18 protein-coding genes are annotated in these 19234 nt (G+C 44.6%); 11 read left to right on the top strand and 7 right to left on the bottom strand.

The window, feature by feature from the left end:
- Window positions 1-154: 154 nt before the first annotated feature.
- The 3 genes from MICAI_RS19035 to MICAI_RS19025 all read right to left on the bottom strand — a co-directional run bounded on the left by MICAI_RS19035 (window position 155) and on the right by MICAI_RS19025 (window position 3208).
- Entirely contained in the window at window positions 155-1393 is a 1239-nt protein-coding gene (locus tag MICAI_RS19035) for a hypothetical protein (RefSeq protein WP_008206022.1), read from the bottom strand.
- Between the two features lie 171 nt (window positions 1394-1564).
- Window positions 1565-2725: a sugar phosphate nucleotidyltransferase gene (locus MICAI_RS19030; protein ID WP_008206021.1), complete on the bottom strand. Its 1161-nt coding sequence runs from the start codon at window positions 2723-2725 to the stop codon at window positions 1565-1567.
- Window positions 2726-2911: 186 nt separating this feature from the next.
- Window positions 2912-3208, bottom strand: coding sequence for a small RNA NsiR4-regulated ssr1528 family protein (locus MICAI_RS19025; protein ID WP_008206020.1), 297 nt, complete (start codon window positions 3206-3208; stop codon window positions 2912-2914).
- A gap of 20 nt (window positions 3209-3228) precedes the next feature.
- Here MICAI_RS19025 and MICAI_RS19020 point away from each other — a divergent pair, with 20 nt between their 5' ends.
- From MICAI_RS19020 to MICAI_RS18985, 8 genes are all read left to right on the top strand, one after another.
- Entirely contained in the window at window positions 3229-3717 is a 489-nt protein-coding gene (locus tag MICAI_RS19020) for a BlaI/MecI/CopY family transcriptional regulator (RefSeq protein WP_008206019.1), read from the top strand.
- Complete coding sequence (locus MICAI_RS19015; RefSeq protein WP_008206018.1) at window positions 3717-4565, top strand: M56 family metallopeptidase; 849 nt, start codon at window positions 3717-3719, stop codon at window positions 4563-4565. Before MICAI_RS19020 ends, MICAI_RS19015 begins: the two co-directional genes overlap by 1 nt.
- A gap of 2 nt (window positions 4566-4567) precedes the next feature.
- The gene (gene bcp / locus MICAI_RS19010) at window positions 4568-5035 is read left to right on the top strand and encodes a thioredoxin-dependent thiol peroxidase (protein WP_008206017.1); all 468 of its coding nucleotides are present in this window, start codon (window positions 4568-4570) and stop codon (window positions 5033-5035) included.
- 156 nt (window positions 5036-5191) lie between these two features.
- Window positions 5192-5989: a 30S ribosomal protein S2 gene (rpsB, locus tag MICAI_RS19005; protein ID WP_039900525.1), complete on the top strand. Its 798-nt coding sequence runs from the start codon at window positions 5192-5194 to the stop codon at window positions 5987-5989.
- Window positions 5990-6105: 116 nt separating this feature from the next.
- A complete protein-coding gene (gene tsf, locus MICAI_RS19000) occupies window positions 6106-6861 on the top strand; it encodes a translation elongation factor Ts (protein ID WP_008206015.1) in 756 nt (251 codons plus the stop codon).
- Between the two features lie 209 nt (window positions 6862-7070).
- Window positions 7071-8003: a GGDEF domain-containing response regulator gene (locus tag MICAI_RS18995; RefSeq protein ID WP_039900524.1), complete on the top strand. Its 933-nt coding sequence runs from the start codon at window positions 7071-7073 to the stop codon at window positions 8001-8003.
- On the top strand, window positions 8000-8782 hold the full coding sequence (locus MICAI_RS18990; protein WP_008206013.1) for a transporter substrate-binding domain-containing protein: 783 nt from the start codon (window positions 8000-8002) through the stop codon (window positions 8780-8782). Before MICAI_RS18995 ends, MICAI_RS18990 begins: the two co-directional genes overlap by 4 nt.
- 308 nt (window positions 8783-9090) lie before the next feature.
- Window positions 9091-9627 carry a tetratricopeptide repeat protein gene (locus MICAI_RS18985; protein WP_008206012.1) on the top strand — a complete coding sequence of 179 codons (537 nt, stop codon included), beginning with the start codon at window positions 9091-9093 and terminating at the stop codon, window positions 9625-9627.
- 54 nt (window positions 9628-9681) lie between these two features.
- Here MICAI_RS18985 and MICAI_RS18980 read toward each other — a convergent pair whose 3' ends face one another.
- Together MICAI_RS18980 and MICAI_RS18975 are read right to left on the bottom strand one after the other, a co-directional pair.
- Entirely contained in the window at window positions 9682-11481 is a 1800-nt protein-coding gene (locus MICAI_RS18980) for an SLC13 family permease (protein ID WP_008206011.1), read from the bottom strand.
- A gap of 4 nt (window positions 11482-11485) precedes the next feature.
- Window positions 11486-14266, bottom strand: coding sequence for a cation-translocating P-type ATPase (locus tag MICAI_RS18975; protein ID WP_008206010.1), 2781 nt, complete (start codon window positions 14264-14266; stop codon window positions 11486-11488).
- 423 nt (window positions 14267-14689) lie between these two features.
- Here MICAI_RS18975 and pds point away from each other — a divergent pair, with 423 nt between their 5' ends.
- Window positions 14690-16120: a 15-cis-phytoene desaturase gene (gene pds / locus MICAI_RS18970; protein ID WP_008206009.1), complete on the top strand. Its 1431-nt coding sequence runs from the start codon at window positions 14690-14692 to the stop codon at window positions 16118-16120.
- A gap of 105 nt (window positions 16121-16225) precedes the next feature.
- Window positions 16226-17158 (top strand): 15-cis-phytoene synthase CrtB, encoded by a 933-nt coding sequence (gene crtB, locus MICAI_RS18965; protein ID WP_008206008.1) that lies wholly within the window; start codon window positions 16226-16228, stop codon window positions 17156-17158.
- A 63-nt stretch (window positions 17159-17221) separates the two neighbouring features.
- Here the strand turns inward: crtB and MICAI_RS18960 are convergent, their stop codons facing one another.
- Window positions 17222-17698 (bottom strand): hypothetical protein, encoded by a 477-nt coding sequence (locus MICAI_RS18960; RefSeq protein WP_039900523.1) that lies wholly within the window; start codon window positions 17696-17698, stop codon window positions 17222-17224.
- Window positions 17699-17955: 257 nt separating this feature from the next.
- On the opposite strand from MICAI_RS18960, the gene MICAI_RS18955 reads away from it, so the two are divergent.
- Window positions 17956-18198 (top strand): hypothetical protein, encoded by a 243-nt coding sequence (locus MICAI_RS18955; RefSeq protein WP_008206005.1) that lies wholly within the window; start codon window positions 17956-17958, stop codon window positions 18196-18198.
- Window positions 18199-18258: 60 nt separating this feature from the next.
- Here MICAI_RS18955 and MICAI_RS18950 read toward each other — a convergent pair whose 3' ends face one another.
- Window positions 18259-18951, bottom strand: a complete 693-nt coding sequence (locus MICAI_RS18950) for a pirin family protein (protein WP_008206003.1) — start codon at window positions 18949-18951, stop codon at window positions 18259-18261.
- Window positions 18952-19234 lie beyond the last annotated feature (283 nt).

The raw sequence follows: 19234 nt of genomic DNA, 5'->3' as shown, positions 1-19234 counted from the left end.
ACACCCACCTACTTACCTAATTTTTAGGGAAAAAGTCCCGGAATTTTCCCCCTGATCACTCCCATACCTGGTACTTTTTGATTGACAAAAAGTCTAAAAGTCTTACCCAACAAGGTTTTTAGATTTATTCAGCAAACCCTAATTATCTGATTGCTTAAAAACTAGACAGTTGTTCGGCAATAATAGATACTAACTTATCCACTGCTCCTGCTTGCCCACGCACTGCCCGCAATTTTTGCCGGATAGCCTCTAATTGTTCGGGATTTTCTAACCAAGATCTAGCCATATTTGCCACTTCTTCTGGTTGTAATTCCCCCAATAATTCTGGAACAATTTCGGCACCAGCCCAAATATTTGGCCAAGCATATAAACGTTTTTTTCGCAACATATAGAGATTAATTATCTTAGCAAATAAAGAACCCACCCCCGGCAGTTGGGCTAATAAACCGGGTAAACCGTCCCAAGTTCTCATCGCATCTAGTTGCTGAGTCGGTAGTAAAATAATCATCGGGATTGCCAGCGCCCCTAATTCGGCAGTATTAGCACCCACCGTCGTTAAAGCTAAATGACAGCGAGAAAGCTGGTTATGGGCGGGAAAATCGGTAATTAGGTCAACTTTTACCCCCTTAGCTGTTTCTAAATAGGGTTTTTCTCCGTTTTTTAATTGGGCAGCACTCCAACCGGTTTTAGTAATCATCGGATTATAGCTAGGATCGGCAAATTTCGCCAAATAAGCTAAATTTAGGGTAGGAGCGACGGGAATTAAGAATTTAGTCCGGGGAGCCTGCGCGTGTATCTTTTCGGCAATGGCTAGGGTTAGGGGTACACCCTGAGCTAATTTCGAGGGTTTGGAACCCGGGAGAAGTGCAATTAAGGGATCGTCATCGGGGGTGATAGCAGTGGGCAAATCCACCATTAAATCGCCGATAACAGTAAATTTATGCTGATATTGTTGGGGAATATTATTTAATACACTTGTATTCATTACGGCAAAGCGATCGATCCCCCGATACCAACGCGCTTCCCATTCCCCATAGATAACGCTGCGATAACCCAAACGTTTACCGATGGTGAGGGCAAAAAATTGATCGCCCCCTAAAAATAAAACGATCCCCTTGGGATGCCAATCCCAATTATCGGCGGTTTTTCCCCAGAAAAGAAAATTAAAGAAGTTTTCTGGCGACTGGACTCGATCGACCTCTGGATATTTCCTAACCACTTCCGTTTCCGCCCCCATAGAATGGGTACAAGGGGAAAGAATCACCGAAATCCGCAACCGCGATCGATCTTCTGTTAAGTTTTGTCGCAATCTCTTGACAACTGGACGCACCCATGTAGATATTTCTCCCGGACCATTAGAGAGAATGAGAAGATCAACAGGAGAATCAAACATGATAAGTGGTGAGGTAGGAAGTTTTCCTTTTGGCGAGTTAGTATTCAGGAGTCAGGAGATAGGAGATGTGCTTTTATTTATTCTCCCCGTCTCCCCAATTCATCATTCATCATTCATAATTGATCATTCCCCACAACGCACAGGAAGTGGTTTTCCCAGTTGGGGTGTTGCCTAGTTGCCATGGAATAAAGAACGAATCGCCTGATGTTTAGGGTGATCAAATTCTGGGGGAACCTTGCGGGTATCGGTAATCAACCAATCCAAGGCTGCCGCTTCCACATCGATCGCCGCGCCGGTTTTATCAACACAGTAGCGCCCAAAGACCAACTTATCCACCAAACGCGCCCCTGAACCGAGGCGAGAATATTCAAAAATAACGCTATTATCCACCGTCGCGCCGCCACAAATCCAACAATTCGGGCCAATCATACTCGGACCGACAATTTTCGCTCCGTCCTCAATGCGCGTCATTGCCCCAATGTACACAGGTCCGGTGATATCGACTCGATCCCAGTTTACCCCCACATTTAAGCCCGTGTAGATGCCAGGTTTAACTTCGATGCCGGGGATAGCAACATTTTTAATTTTCCTGGATAACACCCCGCGAATTGCCTGCCAGTAGTCGGGGACTTTACCGATATCCACCCATTCAAAATCCATGTTTAAAGCGTAGAAAGGCGCACCTTTAGCGACTAATTGGGGGAATAACTCGCCCCCGATGTCGTATTTACTATTAGGGGGAATAAAATCAATGATTTCTGGCTCAAAAATATAGATACCCGTGTTAATGCAGGTACTCAAAGCTTCATCGATGGCCGGTTTTTCTTGGAAACTGAGAATCTTTCCCTCCTCGTCGCTAACTACCACCCCATAACTGGATACTTCCTCTCTGGGGACGGTTTTGGTGACAATAGTGGCGAGCGCTCCTTTTTCTCGATGCCATTTAACGGCTGCGGTTAAATCGAGATCGATCAGCGCATCACCACAGAGAACCACAAAGGTATCGTCAAAAAAGGGATTAAAATCTTGAATTCGTCGTAAACCGCCCGCCGATCCGAGGGCATCACCGATTAACTTGCCCTCTTCGATTCTACCCTCGAAAGAATAGCCGATATGCACCCCAAAACGCTGACCATCACGGAAATAACTCTCAATTTCTTCGGCTAAATGACTGACATTGACCATGATCTGATCGAAGCCATGCTGTCGCAACAGTTCCAACAAAAACTCCATCACCGGCTTTTGTAAAATCGGGATCAGCGGTTTGGGGATCGTATGGGTAATCGGACGGACGCGAGTTCCTTTGCCTGCCGCCAAAATCATGGCTTTCATCGATGTTTATTTCCTTTTGCGATCGAGGTTTGTAGTTAAATCATGCCTAGTGTATCATTACCGGCTCGGAATCAGTGGTTATCGATCCTCTTGACCATTAGATCAACCTAGACTCCTTGCCTAATTTTTCCAACAATCCGGTTAACCGCAAGCAGTCTAGGCGAAAAATGGCGAGCAAAAATTTGACTACTTGAGATAGTAAAAAGCGATTTCTTTCTCCTTGAGAGGGGCAAAATCGGCGGCTAACAACAGCTGATTTAATTCCTCTTGGGGGATATGTTTGGCCCCGATGCGGACAATTCGCGATCTCATCGTGTTAGATACTCCGCTTCTTTGTCGTCCTGCTTCCAAACCCATGACCCGGTGATAAAGTTCCAATTTTGCCTGGGGAATTGGGGAACCATCAAAATCAATGCCATTAGCGATCGCCACATCGATGGCATCAGCGCCCGTAGTCGTGGTTAAATTAGTTTCGATGGACATAAAGATAATATAAAAGATCGTTGCTATTTTATCAGGCGATCGATATCCGCCGCTATGATCAGGAAAGTAATCTTCATTTCTGTGTAACTATGGCTCAATTGCCCACCTATCAACCAAAACAGTTATCCCTAGGCCCCCTAGAAGCGGAAATCCTCAATATTGTCTGGGAATTGGAAACCGTCAGCGTTAAGGATGTCCACGATCGCATTTTAGCCGATCCAGAACGGGATCTGGCCTATACTTCTGTGACTACGGTACTGCGTCGTTTAACTAATAAAGGCTGGTTAAGTTGTTATAAACAGGGTCGGATTTTCTACTGGAAACCGATGGTTTCTAAGGAACAAGCACAGGCAATTAAAGCCTACGAACAATTACATCGTTTTTTGGCTATTGGTAATGCGGATGTGGTGGCTTCTTTTGCCGATAGTCTCGATACTGCTAGTGTGGAACAATTAAAAGCAATCGCCGCTCGTTTAGATACCCTTCGTCAACAACGGGGAGAACGCTAATGCACAGTTTAATGTTATTACTAGCATTAACTATCGCCATTGGTTTACGTTGGTTTCTGCCCAGCTATCAGCGTCGTTGGCAGACAACGCTATTTTTCTTCCTCTTTCCGCCTTTGCTGCTGTTAATGACAGTTATATCGGTGGTTTGTATGGGCTATCGGGGGCAAATGTTGGGCTATAACTCCAGTTTAATTAGTTACTTTAGTGCCATAATTTGGCTAGTTTTTGCTCTATTTTGTTTGATAAAACTCTCCTATCAAACTTGGCAAACCCATCGGGATTTTAGCAGTTATCCCCTCAAAAAAATCACCGCTCAGAAGGCGAGAGTTTTAGCAGTGAATTTTCCCTACAGTGCCAGAGTTGGCTTTTGGAATTCGGAATTAATTGTAACGCAAGGATTATTAAATCTCTTGGATCAAGAACATTTACAAGCAGTTTTAGCCCACGAACAAGCTCACCAAGAATATCATGACACTTTCTGGTTTTTCTGGTTAGGTTGGCTGCGCTCCATGTCTTCTTGGCTGCCCAATAGTGAGAATTTATGGTCAGAATTGGTCTTCTTGCGGGAATTACGCGCCGATAAGTACGCCTCCAGACAAGTGGATTATTTACTATTAGCTGAGTCCCTGCTTTTAGTGGCAGAAAAAGTTAATCAAGTAGCGGAAATAAGTTTTTCCGATAGTTGCTGTGTCGCTCTCAATGATAATTCCTTAAATAATCGTTTATTAGAGAGAATTGAAGCTTTAGTCGATTCAGAAAAACCCGAACTTCCCAGATTTAACTATCAAGTCTGGCTATTGCTTTCCCTCTCCCTCGCTCCTTTCTTACTGTTGCCTTTGCACTCCTAAAAATGACCCTAGAAATTGGACAAAAAGCCCCCGAATTTGCCACCCCCAACCAAAGGGGCGAAATTAGCAATTTAGCAGATTTTGCCGGTCAGTGGTTGGTCTTATATTTTTATCCCAAAGATAACACCCCGGGCTGCACCGCAGAAGCGATCAATTTTACCGCTTTGTCGCCGCAATTTCAGCAATTAAACGCGGTAATTCTAGGAGTTAGTCCCGATTCAGCCAAGTCCCACTGTCGTTTTATTGAAAAACACAATTTAACCATTCAATTATTGAGCGATACCGAACATCAACTGGCGGAAATTTACCAAGTCTGGGGATTAAAAAAATTTATGGGTAAGGAATATATGGGGATTCGACGCTCCACTTTCCTGATCGACCCCCGGGGAAATATTGCCTATATTTGGTCAAATGTCAAGGTAAAAGCCCACGCAGAAGCGGTTTTGAAAAAACTTGAGGAATTGCAGTAGCAAGCCCTCAGTACCGAATATTTACGGGTAGGCAATCGCGCCCTTTCGTGTTAGACTAGAAAAGTTGTCAAAAATCGCACATCTAGGCGATCGGGTGTTTCTAGGAATCTAGAAATCCAGCCCTAGATGGAGGATAAACCCGAAAAGGAGAAAAATATGCCCGTTGTCTCTCTCGCAGAATTGCTAGAGTCTGGGGTTCACTTCGGCCATCAAACGCGCCGTTGGAACCCGAAAATGTCTCAGTACATCTACACTGCCCGAAATGGGGTTCATATCATTGATTTGGTGCAAACTGCCCAATTAATCGAAGAAGCTTACGAATTTGTCCGAGGAGAAGCCGATCGCGGTAAACGCTTTTTATTCATCGGTACGAAACGGCAAGCGGCAGGAATCATTAAACAGGAAGCTTTGCGCAGCGGTAGCCACTTCGTTAACCAACGCTGGTTAGGGGGAATGTTAACCAACTGGGAAACCATTCGCGGCCGGGTAGAAAGACTCAAAGAATTAGAAGAATTAGAAAGTAGCGGCGCCCTCGATAGACGACCGAAAAAAGAAGCATCGGTACTGCGTCGGGAATTGGGCAAACTAGAAAAATACCTCGGTGGCATTAAAACCATGCGCCGGCTGCCGGACTTAGTCGTCGTAGTCGATCAGCGTCGGGAATACAACGCTATCCAAGAATGCCAAAAATTGGGCATTCCCATCATCTCCCTCTTGGATACTAACTGTGATCCCGACTTGGTAGATGTGCCGATTCCCGCTAACGATGACGCGATTCGCTCAGTCAAACTAATTTTAGGCAAAATTGGCGATGCGATCATCGAAGGTCGTCGCGGTGGTCAAGCGGCGGTGGAAGAATACGAGGAAGACTACGAGGATGAAACCGAGTACGAGGAAGAAGGTGATTATTCCCAATACGCCGCCGAATTTGCCAGTGGAGACGAGGATAACTAGGGAAAATTAGCTATTGATCGCCGCTAGGTTCGGGGGGAAACTTTCCGGACTTAGCGAGCGGCAAAACCTGCCCCTCTCGTGGCATGATCAATTATAAGCAGTAGGTTAAGAATATTATGGCGGAAATTACAGCACAACAGGTTAAAGAACTTAGGGAAAAGACCGGCGCCGGCATGATGGATTGCAAGAAGGCGCTGACGGAAAACGCGGGGGATATAACTAAAGCAATCGAATGGTTGCGTCAAAAAGGGATTACTTCCGCCGAGAAAAAAGCTAGTCGGGTAGCGGCAGAAGGGATAATCGGCAGTTACATCCACACCGGCAGTCGCATCGGTGTGTTAGTGGAAGTGAACTGTGAAACCGATTTTGTGGCCCGTCGCGAGGAGTTCAAAAAATTGGTTAATGACGTGGCCATGCAGATTGCCGCTTGTCCTAACGTCGAATATGTAAAAGTGGCCGATATTCCCGCCGAAATCTCCGCCAAAGAAAAAGAAATTGAGATGGGACGGGACGATTTAGCCAATAAACCCGATAATATCAAAGAAAAAATCGTCGCCGGCCGCATTGAAAAACGTTTGAAAGAACTTTCCTTGCTCGATCAACCCTTTATCCGCGATCAGAACATCAGTATTGAGGAATTGCTCAAACAAGCGATCGCAACTTTGGGAGAAAATATTCAGGTGCGTCGTTTCCAACGCTTTGTACTGGGTGAAGGGATCGAAAAAGAAGAAACGGATTTCGCCGCCGAAGTAGCCGCCCAAATGGGACAAAAAGCCCCGGAACCCGTAGCAGCAGCCCCGCAAGTGGAGGAAAAAGCCCCGGAACCGGCAGCGAAGGATAATCCGCCCGCTAAAGGCAAAAAGAAAAAGTAAGTTAAATGAAGATGAATCCGGTGGGGTGCGAGTTTCGTACCCTTTTTGTCTTCAGGGAATTATGAATTAGGAATTAAGTGGGTGGGTGGAATTAAATATAAGATGAACGTGGGTTGGGTTGAAGCATGAAACCCAACGCCTGCATAGTTTACCCTACCGCTAACCCATCCTAAAAATAATTGTGCCTCCCTACTTACTACTTATCGATGATGATTAAATTTGCTGCTGAAGACTATCTAGTTGTAGTTGTTGATGATGTCAGTAAAAATCGGCAATTAGCGCTGGATATTCTTGATTCTGCTGGTTATGCCACCATTTGTGCTAGTACTGTTAAACAGGCAATAGAACGAGTAAAAACTGCTAATCCTGACCTAATTCTTCTTGACTTAATGATGCCAGAGATGGGGGGTATAGAAGTTTGTCAAAGGCTAAAAAGTGACACTTTGTACGCTCATATACCGATTATCTTTATGACAGCTAGTAACGAAAAAAAAGATATTCTCAATGCTTTTGATTTTGGGGCTGTGGACTATGTAAATAAACCCTTTCATAGTTGGGAACTGTTAGCCAGAGTTAAAATTCATTTAGAACTGAGAAAAACGCAAGAAGATCTGAAAAATATCAATTCTCAACTAGAAAAGCTAGTTAGAACTGATAGCCTAACTGGGGTAAATAATCGTCGAGAGATCCTCGCCTTGGGCGAGAAAGAATGGCAAAGATGTGGTCGTTATCATCGTTATTTTTCGCTTTTACTCATCGATATCGACCATTTTAAACATATTAACGATACCTTTGGTCATCTCCTAGGGGACAAAACTTTAATTACTGTCGCTGGGGCAATTAAAAACTGTCTGCGTCAAGTGGATAGTTTTGGACGCATTGGGGGCGAGGAATTTGTCGCTATTCTCCCAGAAACTAATCTTGAAGATGCTGCTACCACAGCCCGGCGCATTTGTCAAGTAATTAACCAGCTAAATATTGAAATTGATCGACAAAAAGTACGAGTTACTGCTAGTATTGGTGTGGCCACATTTAGCCCTGAAGATAATAATCTAGCAGCGGTGATCGAGCGGGCAGATCGTGCCATGTTCGCCGCTAAAAATCAAGGTAGAAATCGGGTTATTGTCGCTAAAACAGTATGAAAAATTTGTTATTTATTCTTGGTTTTTTGCTCTTGGGTGTAGCCCCAAGTTTGAGCGCCGATCTCGATACGATTATACGTCGGGGAAAATTAATTGTTGCTGTCAAAAATAATCTCCCTCCCCTCGCTTTCCTTGATGCTCAGGGTAATCTGCAAGGATTGGAAATCGACATCGCTAAACGTCTAGCTAAAGAAATTCTCGGTTCTGACAGTGCTATTATTCTTAAGCCCGTTAGTAATCAAGAACGTTTACAGGTGGTTATTGATGATCGGGTGGATTTGGCGATCGCTCGTGTGGCGATTACTGCCGCACGTCAGCGTCTCGTGGATTTTAGCCCCTTTTATTACCTCGATAGCAGCGGTTTTGTGACGAAAAACCCGCAATTTCAGCGTTTAGAAGACCTAGCTAACTCTAGAATTGCGGTACTCAACGGCTCGACAACAATCGCCCTTGTGCGTTCCAATTTACCTAACGCTATCCTGCGCGGGGTTGCTTCCTATCAAGAAGCTTTAAATTTACTGGAAACGGGGGAAATAGACGCTTTTGCGGCTGATAATAGCCTTTTAACTGGTTGGGTGCAGCAATTCCCCAATTATCGTCAATTACCGATCCAGTTGGGGGCGATCGCTCTAGGAGTGGTTCTCCCTAAAGGTTTACAGTACCAAAGTCTCCGAGAACGCGTCAACCAAGCGATCGAGCGACTAGAATCCACCGGCTGGTTATTAGAACGGGTGAACTATTGGGGCTTACCCCGGAGAATTCGGGAAATGGGGAGATAGGGTGATGGGAGTGGGAATTATGAATTATGAATTATGAATTATGAAGTGGGGAGTGGGGAGCAGGGAGTGGGAATTATGAATTATGAATTATGAAGTGGGGAGTGGGGAGCAGGGAGTGGGAATTATGAATTATGAATTATGAAGTGGGGAGTGGGGAGTGGGGGGGTGGGGAGAAGGGAGTTTTTTGCTGTGAACAGTGAACAGTGAACTGAAAACTCACATCTGATCACTGATTACTGATCACTGACTAAATCCTGCTATAATCTGATGGAATAAGTATAAAAATATTAATTGATCGATCGCTAATTATGGAAGATACCCTGCCGCTTATTTACGTTTCTGGATTGCTAATTTTCGTGATTGGTTTAGGAATTTTTGTCATCGTGCAAATCGTTAAAACCCGTCGAGTGGAAGGAACCTTTAACAAGCTACAAAAGAAATTGCAAAAAGAAAAAGGTACAGCTAAAGAATACTATGAATTAGGAAGTCTGTATCTCGATAAAAAACTCTATGTTCAAGCCTTGAGTTTACTACAAAAGGCTTTAAAAATCTCCGAGGAAGAAAGCATCGAACCAGAAAATCAAGCCCTAATCTACAATGCGATCGGTTTTTCCTATTTTGCCCAAGAACAATTAGAATTAGCGATTCGTAACTACAAAGAAGCCATTAAACTTTATCCTCAATACTCGATCGCCCTCAATAATCTTGGCAATGTTTACGAAAAGAAACAAATGGCTAAGAAAGCTCTCGAAACCTACGAAGAAACTCTCAAATTTGATCCTAATAATACCGTAGCGAAAAAGCGAGCCGAATCCCTGCGTAAACGCTTCGCCGAATCGAAATAGTTTTGACTACTATCAAATTCTTTTTAGAGATCGAAGAATCTTCGATCTCTTTCTTTATTTCAAGCCATAAAACACCACGATTAAAACTGGGGTTAAAATCGTCAAAATTAAATTTAGGGGCGCACCCAAACGGGTAAAATCGAGGAATTTATAGCCGCCGGGAGCATAAACCATGGTATTAGTTTGATAGCCAATTGGTGTTAGATAACTATTAGAAGCGGCAAAGGTGACAGCATACATAAAAGCCAAAGGATTTAAACCCAAAGTTTTCGCCACTTCCACGGCGACGGGAATCATTAACACCACGGCGGCGTTATTAGAGAGAATTTCAGTTAAAACTGAGGTAATTAGATAGAAGAAAACTAAGATCCAAAACCCGGAAAGATGACCGCCGATAGCCACTAAATTATCTGCCAACCATTTAGTCGTTCCCGAGTTATCCATGGCAGTACCCAGGGGAATCAAACCCGCTAATAAAAAGATAATATCCCAACGAATGGAACCATAGACTTCCCCGGGTTTTAGACAGCCAGTAATTACCATTAAAACCACCCCAACTAAACTGGTGACGAGAATTGGTTGAATATCAAAAGCGGCAATAATAATCACTAACAAAGTAATTATTATTGCAATAATCCCCTTATCCTTTCGCAGGGATTCGATATCTTTTTCTTCTAAGACTAATAATTCTCGCGTGGTTTGTAAACCAATAAAACTCTGTTTTGGTCCCTGAACTAAGAGCAAATCGCCAAACTTTAAAGGAATTTTACCTAATCTTCCTTGCAGTAATTCCGAACCACGCCGAATCGCCAAAACCGTTGCGTTATAACGCTGACGGAATTTTAAATCTTTTAAAGTTGTCCCAATTAAACGGGAATTAGAGAGAATCAAAACCTCCGCTAATTTTTCCTCACCTGTAGTAATTACCGATTCAATATCCCCTTGGTGAAATTTGACATCGGCAAAGATTTCTAAGCCCCGTTCATCTTTGATTTTTAATAGTTCTTCCCGACTACTGTGAACGATTAAAATATCGCCAGCATTGAGAACTTTATCGGCTAAAGGTTGGGGTAAATGTACCTTATTTCTGATTAATTCCAACACATCAAAATCAAACTTTCTTTGTAGTCCACTTTCGGATAAAGTTTGACCGATAAGATTAGAACGAGGGCTAATAATTACCTCACTCAGATATACTTTAGAACCGTAATCATCGTCTAAAAATTCCCCCGTGGAAGATTTGCGATCTGGTAATAATTTCGGGGCAAAAATTGTTAGATAAATCAAACCTGCTAAAAAAGTTACTAATCCTAAAGCAGTGAACTGAAATAAACTAAATTCCCCATAACCCAGCTTGGCAGAAATACCACTAGCGAGAATGTTAGTCGAAGTTCCCACCACGGTAATCATCCCCGCTAAAACCGTGGCGTAGGAAAGGGGAATTAATAACTTAGAAGGGGAAATTTTTTGTTTTTTACACCAATCTTCAACGATAGGTAAAAAGATCGCCACCACTGCCGTGTTATTAATAAAAGCACTAATCGGCCCCACTAATGCCCCTAGGACAAATACCTGTTGGTGGGGACTTTTGCCCCCCCAAACCAGCAAGCGATCGCGAATTACTTGAATCACTCCCGTGCGGGTAATTCCGGCACTAAGCACAAACATCGCCATCACTGTCACCGTGGCAGAATTACTAAATCCGGCGATACCTTCTTCGGGAGTAACTAAACCCAAAAGAATCAGGACAATCGCCACGCATAAAGCGGTTAAATCTACCGGTAGCCATTCCGCCACGAAAGCGACTAAAGCAACGACTAAAACCGTTAAAGTCAGAATAATTGGTGTTGGCATTGATTTATTTTTTCGTCATGAACCAGCGAATAAATAACTTCTCCAACTCGATCCAAACAAACATTAAGGCACTAAATCCAAAACAGATTAATAATTCCGTGCCACTAATCCATTGAGTGCCGAAGAAGCTTTGTAGAGGAGGAGCATAAATTAACAACAATTGTAGGATCGTTGTCAAGCCCACGGCGGCAATAATATAAGGATTAGAGAAGGGATTCATTTGCACAGCTAACTGGGTATGGGAACGCACCGCTAAAGCATGACCCATTTGTGCTAAACAGAGGGTAGTAAATACCATGGTTTTCCAGCGTCCGGGATCTCCGATTTCGGGGGTTGCCTGAGTATATTGGTAAGCCCAAGCCATCATAATAATGGTCAGAACCGCAAACACCACACCGATGCGAATCATATACCAACCCAAACCGCGAGCGAAAATGCTTTCCCGGGGGCTAAAAGGTGGACGTTTCATCACATTAGGTTCGGCGGGTTCCATTGCCAGAGCCAGAGCCGGTAAACCGTCGGTGACAAGGTTCATCCAGAGGATTTGCAAGGGAGAAAGGGGTACACCGCCTAAACCGAGCAGAGGAGCCGCAGCAATCGTTAAAACCTCGCCAATATTACTGCCGAGAATGTATTTGATAAAGCGCCGAATGTTACTGTAAACCACGCGCCCCTCTTCGGTGGCGGCGACGATGGTGGCAAAATTATCATCCAGCAAAATCATATCGCTGGCTTCTTTGCTGACATCGGTTCCGGTAATGCCCATGGCGATACCGATATCCGCTTGTTTTAGTGCCGGAGCATCATTGACTCCGTCCCCCGTCATGGCGACGAATTTACCCTGTTTTTGCAGGGCTTGTACGATTCTCAGCTTATGTTCAGGAGAAACGCGAGCATAGACGCTCACACCATCTACCTCTCCCTCTAGGTCATTCTGAGACATTTTTTCTAATTCTTTCCCCGTGATTACTCGCTCCCCGGCAGCAGCAATGCCCAATTCACTGGCGATCGCCTTAGCCGTTAATTGGTGATCTCCAGTAATCATAATCGGACGAATTCCCGCTTGACGACAGAGGGCAACCGCTTCTTTAACTTCTTTGCGGGGTGCATCGAGCATTCCCACCAATCCCAACCAAACCAGGGATTGTTCCTCACTATCTTCTCTTTCCGCTTCTGGAACTTCTGTCATCGGTTTATAGGAAAAACCTAAGACTCGTAGGCCATTACCCGCCATTTCGTCATTTTGTGCCAAAATACGGCTTCTTTGTTCAGCTGTTAAGGGTTGACTTTCCGCCCCAACTTGGATCAGAGAACAGCGTTCGAGAATTAATTCCGGTGAGCCTTTGGTAAACATTAAATAGGCAGAATCTCCCAAACCTAACTGGGCATTCTCACAGATTACTGACATTCTCTTTCTTTCGGAAGAGAAGGGAAATTCGCCTAAACGAGGGCTTTGTGGTGCCAATGCTTCCCGATATAGTCCTCCTTTACCCGCTAACGTCAGTAAAGCTCCTTCGGTAGGATCGCCTAAAATTGACCATTCTTGCGCTTTATTTTGCAAAAGTGCATCATTACACAGCACACAAGCCGTTAAAATTGCCTGTAGTTCGGGATCACTTTCACTCGCACCACTAAACTCACCGATGGGCGCGTAACCTTCCCCCGTGACAGTAATTGTCTGCCCGCAAGTATTGACTTTCTGCACCACCATTTTATTTTGAGTTAAAGTTCCAGTTTTATCGGAGCAAATCGTCGTTACCGAGCCTAAAGTTTCCACTGCCGGCAATTTACGAATTAAAGCTTGTCTTCTCACCATTCTTTGGGTTCCAATTGCCAAAGTCACCGTTACCACTGCCGGTAAACCTTCGGGAACAACGGCCACAGCCATACTGAGGGAGGTTTCTAGTAATGACTCAAAAAACTGCCAACCGAAGCGAATTACGCCCCCAAGCACAACTACAGCCACTAAAGCTAGGGAACCACTCACTAAAACGTTACCTAACTGCGACATTCGCTGCTGTAGGGGAGTTGGTTCACTTTCTACTCCTTGTAACATGGCGGCGATTTTACCGATTTCCGTATCCATTCCCGTCTTGGTAATCGCCACTTTCCCACGCCCCTGTACTACCTCTGTACCCTGATAGACGAGGTTAATGCGATCGCCTAAAGAGGCATCTTCCGCTAAAACCTTCTGTGCTTGTTTATTCACCGATTCCGCTTCACCCGTTAAGGCAGCCTCGCGGATTTGCAGGTTTTGTGCCTCTAATAATCTGCCATCGGCGGCAATTTGTACCCCCGCTTCCAGTAACATGATATCCCCGGGTACAAGTTCCTTGGCCGCCACTTCAAAGGTGCTACCATTACGAATAACCCGGACTTTCGGCGAGGATAACTGCTTAAGGGCTGCTAATGCCTTTTCTGCCCGACTTTCCTGTAAATATCCTAAAATACCGTTTAAAATAACAATCGTAAAAATAGCGATCGCATCTTTGGGAAATTCCCCTTTTTTCAGATCCAAAACCGCCGAAACCACCGCCACGGCAATCAGCATCACTAACATAATGTTAGTAAACTGTTCCCAGAGAATCATTAACGGGCTACGTCCCCCCGTTTCTTTTAGTTCATTTAAACCGAAAATATCCTTTCTTTTAACAATTTCCGCCTCGATTAAGCCGGTTTCCCCATTGGTTCTCAGGATTTCGAGGGTTTGTTCCCCAGTTAAATTATGCCAAGCACGATTATTCTCTATTTCCGAGACTTGAGGTGACGTAGTGGGAAAAGTCATAGCGATCGATTGAAGAGGGTGTACGCGTGAACTAAAAAGGTAAGCGAATTAAGCTAATTACATATCACAATATCAGTTATCAGTTATCAGTGACCAGTTATCAGTTATCAGTGACCAGTAAGCAGTTATCAGTGACCAGTAAGCAGTCATCAAGGAAGTGGGGAGGGGTAATTATGAATTATGAATTATGAATTATGAAGTGGGGTGTGGGCTTCGCCCGTGAGCTTTTGTCGAACGCTGAACTCAGGCCGAGGTCCGAACGGGTGTGGGGAAATGGGGAGAATAAATAAAAATAATCTCCTGTCTCCTACCTTTTGCCTCCTGCCCCCTGCCTTCTCGACAATCTGAAAAAAAATGTAACGAAATGTGAAGTATAATAGCGAATGTGATAAAGACAAGACATTAGAGAGTAGATAGGAAACGATGCGAGTTGCGATCGCTGGTGCGGGACTAGCCGGATTATCTTGTGCGAAATACCTGGTCGATGCGGGACATACGCCCATCGTACTGGAACGTCGCGATGTATTAGGGGGAAAAATTGCCGCTTGGAAAGATGCCGATGGGGACTGGTACGAAACCGGTTTACATATCTTCTTTGGTGCTTATCCCAATATGCTGCAATTATTCAAAGAATTGGGCATAGAAGATCGCCTACAGTGGAAAGAACACTCGATGATCTTCAATCAGCCGGAAAAACCGGGGACCTATTCGCGGTTTGACTTCCCTGATATTCCCGCCCCAATTAACGGTATTGTTGCCATTCTCCGCAATAACGATATGTTAACTTGGGAGGAAAAAATTAAATTTGGACTCGGTTTAATCCCTGCCATTGTTAAAGGCCAAAGTTACGTTGAGGAGATGGATAAATATTCTTGGTCGGAATGGTTAGAGAAACAAAACATCCCCCCTAGGGTAGAAAAAGAAGTGTTTATCGCTATGTCGAAAGCCCTAAACTTTATCGATCCTAACGAGATTTCCGCCACGATTCTACTAACAGCCCTCAACCGCTTTTTACAGGAGAAAAACGGCTCAAAAATGGCTTTTCTCGACGGTTCACCCCCGGAAAGACTCTGCCAACCTTTAGTCGATTACATCACCGCTAGAGGTGGCGAAGTGCGCTTGAATGCCCCTTTAAAAGAAATTCTGTTAAATGAAGATGGCACAGTTAAAGCCTTCTTAATGCGCGGTTTAGACGGTGGGGAAGATTATCTTTTTGCCGCCGATCTTTACGTTTCGGCGATGCCTGTAGATCCTTTAAAAGTTTTGATGCCTAAGCGATGGCAAGAAGATAAATTCTTTCAAAAATTAGAAGGATTAGAAGGAGTTCCCGTCATCAATTTACACCTCTGGTTTGATCGCAAACTAACCGACATTGATCATTTATTATTCTCCCGTTCGCCTTTACTCAGTGTTTATGCTGACATGAGCAACACCTGTAAAGAATACGCTAACCCCGATCGCTCGATGTTAGAATTAGTTCTCGCTCCCGCTCAGGATTGGATTACTAAATCCGATCAAGAAATTATCGCCGCGACGATGAAAGAATTAGAAAAACTCTTTCCCCAACATTTTACTGGCGATAATCCCAGTCAATTGTTAAAATATCATCTGGTGAAAACTCCTCGATCAGTTTATAAAGCCACCCCTGGCCGACAAGCTTATCGACCTTCCCAGAAAACTCCGATCGAGAATTTTTATCTCGCCGGTGACTATACCATGCAAAAATATTTAGGAAGCATGGAAGGAGCGGTTTTATCGGGGAAATTAGCGGCAGCAGTGATCAGCAAAGATCACCCCGCAGCACCGCTAAACCCGAATAAAACCCAATCCACACCAGTGTCCAGCGCTCGTTAATTCTCTGGCTAGGGACTAATGACGAAAATGGCCTTGAGTGAGACAATGCTATATCATTAGCCACAGTTCGCCGTTAATCTAAGTCAATCATTCCGCCCCAGCAGAATGCTCCAATTGCCAAAACCGACCCACCCCACCAAACCCCTCGTCTCCCTTGCGGAGTCCTACGAACTCTGTCGCCGGATTACAGAGAAGTATTCCAAAACGTTTTATCTCGGTACTCTCCTGATGCCGAAAGCAAAACGTCAAGCGATCTGGGCAATTTATGTCTGGTGTCGTCGTACCGATGAACTGGTCGATGGACCCCAAGCCCGGTTAACTACCCCTGAAACCCTTGATTTATGGGAAAAACAGCTAGAAACCGTCTTTTCTGGGGTTGCCCTTGAGGATGCCGATGTTGCTCTCGTGGATACTCTAGAAAAGTTCCCCATGGATATCCAACCCTTTCGGGATATGATCGCCGGGCAACAGATGGATCTCTATCGCAGTCGTTATCAAACCTTTGATGAACTAAAACTGTACTGCTATCGGGTGGCGGGAACGGTGGGGTTAATGTCCAGCGCAGTCTTAGGATTGGAGGATGGCGATCACTCTGCTCCTTGGCGACGCCATCAAAGCGTCTATATTCCCCAAGAAGAAGCGATCGATCTCGGTATTGCCAATCAATTAACCAATATTTTGCGGGATGTGGGGGAAGATGTCCATCGTGGCCGGATTTATCTACCTTTAGAGGATTTAGAGCGTTTTCACTACAGCGAAGACGATTTACTCAAAGGGGTTAATGATGACCGTTGGAAGGCGTTAATGCGCTTCCAAATTGAGCGGGCCCGTTATTACTACGATTCCGCCGAAAGGGGGATCCGCGCCCTTAATCCCGATTCCCGTTGGCCGGTTTGGGCGGCTTTACTGCTTTATCAAGGCATTTTAGACGTAATTGAAGCAAATAATTATGATGTCTTCGCCCGTCGTGCCTTCGTGCCTTTACCCAAGAAAATACTCTATCTACCCGTGGCTTGGTTGCGATCGCAAGCGTTATAAAAACGCGACGGGTTTTGTCGCTTACCGACTCCACCCGTCAAATCTTACCTAGGTTGGGCTTTTTCAGCGTGATTTAGGAGTCACCAACCAGAAAGGTCCAGTTTCCGTGCAGGGAACATCTCGATCGGTGTCGTAAACCACAAGACCATCTTGCCGATCCAAAACCAAGGCCTCTCCTAGACGGACGTAGGATATAAATGGGCCAAGATAGCGGACAACAGGCTCATCACTACAGGCTGGCAATACCCGATCGTTAAAATACTCCCACCCCACATCCTCGACGCTTTCATAGTAGCGGATGCTGAGATCGTCGATCACTTTCCCCGGAAAGCGGTCTTGGATAGCTGACCGGAGAAATTCTGGCAGCGGTCGATCGGGCGATAATAATATTCCAGATTTCATGGCTTTTCCCCCTAAAACTAAAGGAAGCGGGAAACTCTGACAAATGCCGTCCCGATCGGAACTATTGGCTTCCGCTCTCCACCTGGCCAATTTTTTACTAGGTATGGAAGCCAGCGCAGGGAGTCCCTTTGTATTTATTGTAACAAATTTCTCCGCAAAGGTTCAGGGCGATACGGTGAGAACAGTTTTTCTTGATTTTTCGTTACAAAGATTGACAAATTTATCCTTTTATTTTGGCGATAATAATAATTACCCGGCGACAAGCCCGAAAAAATAATGGAAATAGGGAAAGACGGACGAGGCTGGGACTAACTAACTGGCAATAATGATAGCGAGAAAAGAAGTAGTTTAGTAGTGCCGAATTCTCGTTCCCGATCATTTAGGAGGTAGGAAAGATGACAATTTATGTCACCCGCGAGGGGGATAAACTGGTGGCCGATTCCCCACTGGAATTGGTGGAAAAATTACAACAATGTCAGGGTACAATGACGGAAACAAGACAGGACTTCATGACTCGGATGGCCAAGAAGATGGTGGCCAGCCAAGGCGTTACCGTTCCTATCACCGATCCGGAGAATTTTATCGCCGAGCTAATCCACAACGATTTTCTCAGCGTGGTGGACAGTATTGATGGCTGAAAGTCGGCCGGGGAATTGGCGGCAAAACTTAGCCCCTAGGGTTCCTAACACTCAACCCCACTACCCTAGGTCAAAAAGCAAAATTTCCGAGTCTTCTAGGGATTGAATAGCCAAAGAGGTTTCGTCGCTAATTGCCGCTCCATCCCCCGCTCGTAAATGCACGCCATTCACGGTTATTTGCCCTCTAGCCACCTGTAACCAGCCATAACGACTGGGAGCTAAGGAATGGGTGAGGGACTGGCCTGGGGGCAAAATTCCCGCGTAGAGATTAACGTCTTGATGGACTTTAACCGCGTTGCCGGCACCGGTGGGAGAGGCGATTAACTGTAAGGTATGGGGAGAAAATTCGATCGCTTTTTGTTGATAACTGGGTTCTAGATTTTTTTGATCAGGAATAATCCAAATTTGCAGAAGATGGAGGGGATTAGTGGCAGAATGATTAAATTCACTATGCTTTATCCCTGTTCCTGCGCTCATCCGTTGAATTTCACCGTGTCGAATCAGGGAACCCGTGCCGAGACTGTCTTGGTGTTCTAGTTCTCCCGCCAAAACATAGGTTAAAATCTCCATATCCTGGTGTCCGTGGGTGTGAAATCCTTTTCCTCCAAGGACTTTATCCTCGTTAATAACTCTGAGACTCCTAAAATTAATCTGTTGGGGATCATAATATTGGGCAAAAGAAAAAGTATGATAGGTATCCAACCAACCATAGTTAGCGTGGCCTCTTTCCTCCGCTTTGCGTATAGTAATCATCAGTTTTCCTCTTTTTTATCTCTATTATATTCTCAAGGCTTTTTGCTAGATCAACTAAGGATAGCTGATGGGTTTTGTTATCCCTTTTCTGTCAGAGTAGGGATAGAAAGTGTAGATAGTCAAGGTAAGCGCATCTTAACAATTTTTGACAAAATCAACCTAGAGGGCGATTTGGGTATATTTGGGTAGAATTTGCCCTCTCAATTGTTAAGCAACAATCGACCAAATAGGTCAAGTTTGTAACTATTCTGATTGACTGCTATCATTTGAAATGCCTAGAGGG

It is taken from the genome of Microcystis sp. T1-4 (genome assembly GCF_000297435.1).
GTDB lineage: Bacteria > Cyanobacteriota > Cyanobacteriia > Cyanobacteriales > Microcystaceae > Microcystis.
This window is presented reverse-complemented; position numbering and strand designations above follow the sequence as displayed.